This window comes from Martelella sp., from assembly GCF_984369615.1.
Genome location: NZ_CFHTCS010000343.1, coordinates 1 through 4,653, shown reverse-complemented (window position 1 = coordinate 4,653; position 4,653 = coordinate 1). Strand labels below are relative to the sequence as shown.

The window sequence follows — 4,653 nt, the reverse complement described above, 5'->3', positions numbered from 1 at the left end:
GGCTGGCGGAAAGCGGAGAGGTCGAAGGCGGACTTGCCGGCTTCCGGAGGCGGTTCGAGGCCTTGACCCACGCCCTTGCCGAGGACGGGACCATCACCGTCGACGATCCGGATTATGGCGCGGTCGTCTTTGGCATGGATGGCACGATTACGGCGGAGGGGCGTAGCCTCAACCCCGCCGACTGGACGATCGAGGGCGCCATCCGTCCCTTCGATTAGACGGTTCAGCAAATGCCGGCGGGCGGCGCTCTGGGCGTCCGCCGGCTTGTTCTTCTCGCCTCAGCCCTTGCCACCCTTCGCATGCGCCGTCGACCCGCGCTCGACAAGCCCGCACGACAGTTCCGTCCGTCGCGGCAGAAATGGCTCGTTGTCGATGAGGTCGCGTATCATGTCCAGCGCCGCCGCCCCCATCTCGCGCATCGGGATCTGAACCGTGGTCAGCGGCGGATCGAGGAAGTCGCTTTGCGGCAGGCCGTCTATCCCCATCACCGAAACATCGTCGGGAACCGACAGGCCGAGTTCGCGCATGCCGAATATGGCGCCGGCCGCGAGGCTGTCGCCGGCGGCGAGAACGGCCGTGAAGGCGTTGCCCTTTTCCCCGACATGGCGGCGCATCGCCTCGATCGCGGCCTCCGGTGTCCAGTCGGTCGCATCGACAACGAGATCGCGCCAGTGGACGCCCTCGATCGTTTCGATCTCGTCGCGCCAACCTTCGAGGCGTCGCAGGATGGTGCGCCGGCCGGGCCGGGCGAGAAACAGGATGCGGGAATGACCGAGCGATTTCAGGTAGCGCGTGGCAAGGGCTGCGGCCGCGCGATTGTGCGGCGCGATGCTCGACAGCCGCATCAGCGGATCATCGCCATTGACCAGCAGCACGGGCTTCTGAAAGGCGCGCGCCGGCACCAGCATTTCGTCCTCATCGATGGTCAGCATCAGCACACCGGCGATTTCGGGGTCGCCGGCGGCCTCGTCCAGCATGCGGCGCTCGTCGTCCGCGTTCGAAATCGCCTTCGTCGACAAAGACAGGCCGAGAACCTCGGCGCGTTCGCGCATGCCCTCCAGCACAAATGCAGTGAACTGGTTGCGCTGGTAGTCGAGCATGGCGCTGGCGCTCGCCGCGACAATGAGCTTCATGCCGGCAATCGACATGGGCACATGGTAGTTCTGGGACTTGGCGGCCTGAAGGATCTTCTCCCTCAGCTCCGGCCTGACCCCCGGCGTTCCCGACAACGCCCGCGACGCGGTGGACGGCGAGACGCCGCAATAACGCGCCAGGTCGCTCAGCCGTAGACGCCTGCTTTCCTTTTTCATCTGCAATCCTCCGTTTGGCACAATATGAAATATTCTTTCATATGGCGCAATCTTTTTTCATGATGCATGATATCATCAAAGCGGCCGTGCGGGGAGGACACCTTTGCGGCCGCACCAGAAGAACAGTCCCGAACGACGCCGCTCCGCCTCCGTCGTGGAGGACATGGAGGACATCCATGATAGACAAAATAAAACATGCTCTGGAGAGCGCCCTGCTTTACCTGACCTCGGCAATGCTGGCGATCATGGCAGGACTGATGCTGTGGCAGGTTTTCACCCGCTATGTGCTTGCGTCTCCAGCGCTCTACACTGAAGAACTTCTCCGCTTCATGATGATCTGGATGGCCTTTCTCGGATCGGCATATGCCTTCGGCACCCGCCAGCACCTGTCGCTTGTCTTTGTCATCGAGGCGCTCAGCGGGCGCAAGAAGCTGATCCTGATGCTGATCAACGACACCGTCGTTCTGGTGTTTTCGGCGTTCATCCTGTTTCTCGGCGGCATCAAGGCCGTCACATCCTCGATGACGCAGTATTCACCGATCATGCGCATTCCCATCGGCGAGGTTTACCTGATCATGCCGATCGCCGCCGTGCTGATCTTCATCCTTCAGTCGCTGAACATGATCATCCTGGTTCGCGACAGCAACCGGGCAGCCCTCAAGCCGGTCGGGAGCCTCTGACATGGACTTTATCTTCGACTATGTGGACGAGACGGTTTTCGCGTCCGTCCTGCTCTTCGGCCTGTTCTTCCTGATGCTGGCCCAGGGCATTGCCATTTCCGTGGCGATCGCCGTGTCCTCCATTCTGACCGGCCTGTTCTTCCTGCCGCCAAGCGTCGCCTTCTTTGTCGCCACCCAGAAGATGTTTGCAGGCGTCGATTCGTTCACGCTGCTGGCGATCCCGTTCTTCATTCTTGCCGGCAACATCATGAACAAGGGCGGTATCGCCATCCGGCTGGTGAACCTCGCCAAGCTGATCGGCGGACGCCTGCCGGGCTCGCTTGCGCACACCAATGTGATCGCCAACATGCTGTTCGGTTCGATCTCGGGCTCGGCGATCGCGGCCGCCGCCGCCGTCGGCGGAACCATGGCCCCATTGCAGAAGAAGGAGGGCTACGACCCGACATTTTCGGCCGCCGTCAACATCGCTTCGGCGCCCTCCGGCATCCTGATCCCGCCGAGCGGTCCGCTGATCCTGTTCTCGTTGGTCTCCGGCGGCACCTCGATCTCGGCCCTCTTTATCGGCGGCTATGTGCCCGGCCTGCTCATGGGTCTTTCGGTGATGATCGTCGCCGGCATCATCGCCAAGCGCCGGAAGTTTCCGGTGTCGGAAATCCCCGGCCTCGGCGAGGCGGCGAAGATCGTCTGGCAGGCCCTGCCGCCGCTGCTGATGGTCGTGGTCGTGATCGGCGGCATCGTCATCGGCGCCTTTACGGCAACCGAGGGCGCAGCCGTCGCCGTTCTCTACTCCTTCGTTCTGTCGCTGATCTACCGGCTTGCCACGTGGCGGGAATATGTCGACGTCCTGAAGAGTTCCATGGTCACCAGCGCCGTGATCCTGTTCCTGATCGCCGCCTCCGGCGTGATGTCCTATGTGATGACGATCACCGGCATTCCGGACGCGATCGCCGATGCGCTTTTGACCTTCGAAAACCCGATCGTGATCCTGCTGATCATGAATATCTGCCTGCTGATCATCGGTTTCTTCATGGACCTGACGCCGGCGGTGCTGATCTTCACCCCGATCTTCCTGCCGATCGCGCGGGAAGTCGGCATGGACCCCGTGCAGTTCGGCCTGATGATGATCTTCAACCTCGGCATCGGTTCAATGACGCCGCCGGTGGGCTCGGTGCTTTTCGTCGGATGCAGCATCGGCGGCGTGAGCATCGAAAAGGTGGCCAAACCTCTGTTGCCCTTCTTCATCACGCTGGTGATCGCGCTGCTGATGATCACCTATATTCCGGCCCTCACCACAGGCCTGCCGCGCCTTCTCGGCCTGATGTAAGAATTGCCCCCGCCGGGATGACACAATTGGCCGCGGCGTTCTGCGCCGCGGCTTCTCTTCTCCAGAAGGCGAAACCGCGCGAAATTCAGGCCCTCCGCTCGCTGCGCGACCACGCGGCATACTCGGCGTTGACCTTCTCCATATCGCCGTAAAGCCAGGCCATGCGGTCGAGGAACCAGAGCTTGAGCAGCATGGTCAGCGCCATGCCGGAAAGCGTCGCCCATAAATCGAGCCAGATCAGGCCGGCGACGAAGATGAGCCCGGAGACGGCCGAGAGCGCGTTCAGGATTGTGCCGGCGCGCGCGTGGCCGGCGGGAATGGCCACGCTTCCGCGCTTGAGCCAGACCCGTTCGCCGAAAATCCCGCGCGTCATCCAGCTATCCTTGCGTTTGGGCGGCGGGAAAAGCCTGGGGTTCAGCCAGACCCAGGCAAGGGCCGCAATGGCGGGCAGGATGGCCCAGGGGCCGATCAGCATCCGGCTCCAGGCGGCAAGCGCGATCGCGGGCAGCACTGTCAGCCGGCTCCAGCCGCTCCACGGATTGGCGTGGCGCTGCCAGGTGCTGTCGTCCATTCCCATCAGCTTTTCTGCATATTCGGCAAGTTTCATCGGCCGATGCTCTCCCTGCTTGTACCCGCAGCCATCCTGTCATCCTTTCGTTTGCGCGCCAGTCGTCGAAGCCGTCCGGTGGCCTTTCTGAAGCCGCGCTCGAACAAGAGCGCCCAGAGCGCCCCGGCAAGAACCTGCCAGAAGTTATGCGAATCCGATTCGATGCGCGAGCCGCCGACAAAGAACGCCGCCAGTATGACCACTGTTTTCGTCACCGGCGATTTTTCGATGCAGGCATTGATGAGGCTGCTCGCCCCGAAGCTGGCCGCCGCCATGTGACCGGAGGGGAACCCGTTAAGGCTTCCCGAGGGGCGGATGTTGATCCGGGCATCGCCAAGCCCCCATTTTGTGAGGTGCACCGTGCCGAGCATCGCCAGAAAGCGCGCGGCATAGTCTCCGCCGCCGCCGGTCGCGATCCGGCAGCCGAAGGCGGCGACCGGAAGCGCGATCTGCAGGTTGTCGCCGTAGCTTTCGACCGTTTTCTGCGAGAGACACAGCGACAGCGCCAGAACGGCGATGACGAGGATGTTTCTGTAATGGAGTAGGCCTTGCTTCAAATGTCCAATCCGTGACTGTTTCAATCACGGATGCGCTAGGACGCAGACGCCGTCGCGTCGTCCTGCCCGGCAGGCGAGGACACCGGAGAAGCCGGAATTTGCGGTTATCGGCTGGCCCCGCTAGATGTGGGCTTTCAGGAGGTTGTCCATTCGGAGCGTACCGAGGAGACTGGAG

6 protein-coding genes are annotated in these 4,653 nt (G+C 62.4%); 3 read left to right on the top strand and 3 right to left on the bottom strand.

Annotation, left to right across the window (positions count from 1 at the left end):
• The coding region (locus AC5DC2_RS19790; RefSeq protein WP_491699713.1) for a hypothetical protein at positions 1-218 on the top strand (218 nt) is incomplete at its 5' end.
• Between the two features lie 60 nt (positions 219-278).
• On the opposite strand, the gene AC5DC2_RS19785 is transcribed toward AC5DC2_RS19790, so the two are convergent.
• Complete coding sequence (locus tag AC5DC2_RS19785; RefSeq protein ID WP_491699712.1) at positions 279-1,310, bottom strand: LacI family DNA-binding transcriptional regulator; 1,032 nt, start codon at positions 1,308-1,310, stop codon at positions 279-281.
• 176 nt (positions 1,311-1,486) lie between these two features.
• Here AC5DC2_RS19785 and AC5DC2_RS19780 point away from each other — a divergent pair, with 176 nt between their 5' ends.
• Positions 1,487-1,990, top strand: coding sequence for a TRAP transporter small permease (locus AC5DC2_RS19780; protein WP_491699711.1), 504 nt, complete (start codon positions 1,487-1,489; stop codon positions 1,988-1,990).
• Between the two features lies 1 nt (position 1,991).
• Complete coding sequence (locus tag AC5DC2_RS19775; protein ID WP_036238349.1) at positions 1,992-3,314, top strand: TRAP transporter large permease; 1,323 nt, start codon at positions 1,992-1,994, stop codon at positions 3,312-3,314.
• 85 nt (positions 3,315-3,399) lie between these two features.
• Here AC5DC2_RS19775 and AC5DC2_RS19770 read toward each other — a convergent pair whose 3' ends face one another.
• Together AC5DC2_RS19770 and AC5DC2_RS19765 are read right to left on the bottom strand one after the other, a co-directional pair.
• Positions 3,400-3,921, bottom strand: coding sequence for a DUF6653 family protein (locus AC5DC2_RS19770; protein ID WP_491699710.1), 522 nt, complete (start codon positions 3,919-3,921; stop codon positions 3,400-3,402).
• On the bottom strand, positions 3,918-4,478 hold the full coding sequence (locus AC5DC2_RS19765) for a phosphatase PAP2 family protein (RefSeq protein ID WP_491699709.1): 561 nt from the start codon (positions 4,476-4,478) through the stop codon (positions 3,918-3,920). Before AC5DC2_RS19765 ends, AC5DC2_RS19770 begins: the two co-directional genes overlap by 4 nt.
• Positions 4,479-4,653 lie beyond the last annotated feature (175 nt).